The following is a 2897-nucleotide window of genomic DNA, read 5'->3' as shown; positions in this document are numbered from 1 at the left end:
CCCTGGCCATGAAAAAATCCTCCCTCTGTTGATTCTGAGGAGGATTATCTCATAGCGAATGCTAAGTAAGAAGGTGGGTACAGCTTGACGCTTACCTAGAGAATTTGGCTGGTGAAACCAATTCTCAGTATAGCAAAGGAGGACTTTCTTCCATCATGTCTCACGGCACTTCCTGTTTTGTTCACCCAGGCATAGCCTGGGGCTTAATGTTTGAGTTAATATTAGCTATTCACTTTGAGCAATACTGTCACATCTCAGTCTTTTCGCACCATCAATATTGAGCACTCCACATGAATAGAGTATGTAACAAAAATAAAAAAATCGGCATCGCTGCCGTATCTGAATAGGTTTGGTGGAGAATAGGGGGATCGAACCCCTGACCTCTTGCATGCCATGCAAGCGCTCTCCCACAGGTAGTCATTTACACACCCATAATTAACATAAATAGCCCAATAGTTAAAACCAATGGAACTATATATTATATAGCCTTAAATCTTAAATAACAAAACTACACCAAATGAGTTACTTTGATTTCTTTTTTATGCTGATTCAGATACTCTGCGAGCAATCTCCTATGACAGTGATGGGGTTTGTCTTCACTGCACAAAAAGCATGTTACTTCATCAGCCAAAATATCGTTGATCCGGTTTTCAATTTTTCTTTTCTCTAGCAAACCAACGTACTGTTTTTCGAATTCGTCCCAACTCATCTGCTTTTTTTTATATGCGCTAAAAATATTTTCTGTTGGAGCAAGCAATACATCATGCTGATAAGATATTCCTACCAATCTCATTACATATGAGAGGTCATTTTTCTTGGCGTAACCCGATAATTGTGAAGTATTGTTGAGACGAGTATCAACAAGACGAGTCACCCCAGCATTTTTCATTAAGTTCACAAACTGCTCCAAACTCTTTTTTGCGAACCCAATTGTACAAATTTCTTGTTTCATATTCTTAGCCCCTAAAAAAACGTAATTTGTTTCGTCCTGCACCGCTACCACACGAGACCCGTTATTGGTCAGGAACTTACAGCCGCGTCTATTAACCTAGTGGCGACCTCACGAGCTGTGTTAGTGATCTTGGGGTTTCGATCCATGCGTTCCGCCACCGTAGCTCCGTCGAATAAGAGGACAAGTTGTGTCGCCAGATTTTCAGGGTAGACAGCTCCTGCGTCCTGTGCAAGCTCAGTAAACAGGGTCCGTACCGAAGCACGATACATGTCGGATACCTCCTCAACCGCACTGCCCGATTGCTTTTCAGCGCTAGCATTCATGAATGCGCATCCGCGAAATCCCGGCCCATTAAACGTCTCTCCTTGCAGGTCAAACACTCCCAGAAGACGTTCCCGTGGCGTCTCGTACGCGACAAGTCTATTCTCCATGCGCTCCTTCCATTTCTCGTACCGTTCCGTGAGGTATGCACGAATGAGCTCATCTTTACTACCAAAGTTGCTATAGAGGGTTGCTTTGGCCACTCCAGCTCGTTCGATCACACGGTCAATCCCAACAGTGTGCACGCCTTCCTGATAAAACAACTCGCTAGCCGCGGCAAGCAGTCTTTCCCTCGCTGACAATCGGTCGTTTGATTGCGAGTTCATCGTTTTCACCTCCATGGCTTCATTTTAACATGGTACGAGGAGCAGTTTCGTCTGGCCCAGCAAAAGCGATTCGGTGCTTCCAGCGAGAAGACACATCCGGATCAGCTCGATTTGTTCAACGAGGCGGAAGTGCTTGCCTCTCCGGAGGCGGCAGAACCTGAGGTTGAGGTCGAACAAGTGACCTATACGCGCAAGAAGCCGACTGGCGGCCGCGAAGCGAAATTGGAGCACTTGCCCGTTGAAACCATCGTCCATGAACTGCCGGCAGAAGAACGGTATTGTCCTTGCTGCAGTGATGCACTTCATGAGATGAGTACCGTAACTCGCATGGATGCGTGGTACCTCAGCCAAAAAGAAGAATGGGACTCGTCGAAGAGTCTGTTCTATCCCACTGCCGCTTAAATTTTAAAAATGGAACGTTCAAAATGGTGTTAGTCTGCTCATTTATGAAACTGGTTTTCATTATCCATGTTTTCCAGTCCAGTAACGTGGCTTCCGAGACCTATTCCCCCTTTAAGCCCACTCTAATGCCGAGAGGCTATTTCAAATATAAACACACAGGGCTGTCTTGCTTTGATTATATACAGACTGGTCTGTCTTGTAAACACGTTTTTTAACTCGCACTCCATCATGGATGGAGGCACACGATGGCGGTAAAAAACACAGCACTGGACAAGGTGGTACATGCATCTAAGGTTCCCCGATCATCAGGATTTCATTCTTGTTACTCTTAGAATCGACTAGTAACAAAGGATCTTGAACGTATTGACCTTATTTCAGCTTCGCCGACAGCTCGGCATTCATCTGTTCCAGTTTCGCGTTTTGCGCTTCGAGTTCTTCGATTGTGGGGAGAGAGTCCGTTCGATTTTCCATACCTATTGATTTCGGCATAAAGTCGGCGATTCCTAGGCGTAGGTATGGCGAAATAGCGAACATTCGCTCGTTACAACATGTTTTCCGCAACCACCGGCTTATACGCTTGTTGCTGGGTAAGGGAAAGCCCATCGAGCAGCCAGCGAAGCTCGCGATATGTGATCGTTACTTTGTTTTCACGGCTTTCCGGCCAGCGGAACGTGCCGCGTTCCAGACGCCGATAAAATAACCAGAAGCCGTTATGCTCCCAGTACAGCATCTTCAGCTTGTCCCGTCCCCGGTTGCAAAAGACAAACAAGCATGGGGAGAACGGATTCAGTCCAAGTCCTCCTTGGACGAGAGCAGCCAGTCCGTCGATGGATTTCCGTAAATCCGTGTTACCGCATGCCAGATACACTTGCTGAGTGGTCAGCTCGCTTAGCATT

At 46.4% G+C, this 2897-nt stretch carries 4 protein-coding genes; 1 reads left to right on the top strand and 3 read right to left on the bottom strand.

Annotated features, from left to right (window positions below):
- Window positions 1-508 precede the first annotated feature (508 nt).
- Complete coding sequence (locus BM415_RS24580) at window positions 509-952, bottom strand: DUF488 domain-containing protein (protein ID WP_024634479.1); 444 nt, start codon at window positions 950-952, stop codon at window positions 509-511.
- 68 nt (window positions 953-1020) lie between these two features.
- The gene (locus BM415_RS24575) at window positions 1021-1599 is read right to left on the bottom strand and encodes a TetR/AcrR family transcriptional regulator (RefSeq protein WP_024634480.1); all 579 of its coding nucleotides are present in this window, start codon (window positions 1597-1599) and stop codon (window positions 1021-1023) included.
- On the opposite strand from BM415_RS24575, the gene BM415_RS24570 reads away from it, so the two are divergent.
- Complete coding sequence (locus BM415_RS24570; protein WP_024634481.1) at window positions 1588-2001, top strand: IS66 family transposase; 414 nt, start codon at window positions 1588-1590, stop codon at window positions 1999-2001. The genes BM415_RS24575 and BM415_RS24570 overlap by 12 nt on opposite strands.
- Window positions 2002-2542: 541 nt before the next feature.
- Here BM415_RS24570 and tnpB read toward each other — a convergent pair.
- Window positions 2543-2897: IS66 family insertion sequence element accessory protein TnpB (gene tnpB, locus BM415_RS24565; RefSeq protein WP_024634482.1), on the bottom strand; the 355-nt coding region annotated here is incomplete at its 5' end.

This window comes from Paenibacillus sp. 453mf (assembly GCF_900116105.1).
GTDB lineage: Bacteria > Bacillota > Bacilli > Paenibacillales > Paenibacillaceae > Paenibacillus > Paenibacillus provencensis.
Note: the sequence above shows the minus strand (reverse complement) of the source record. Positions and strands in the feature narration are given on the sequence as shown.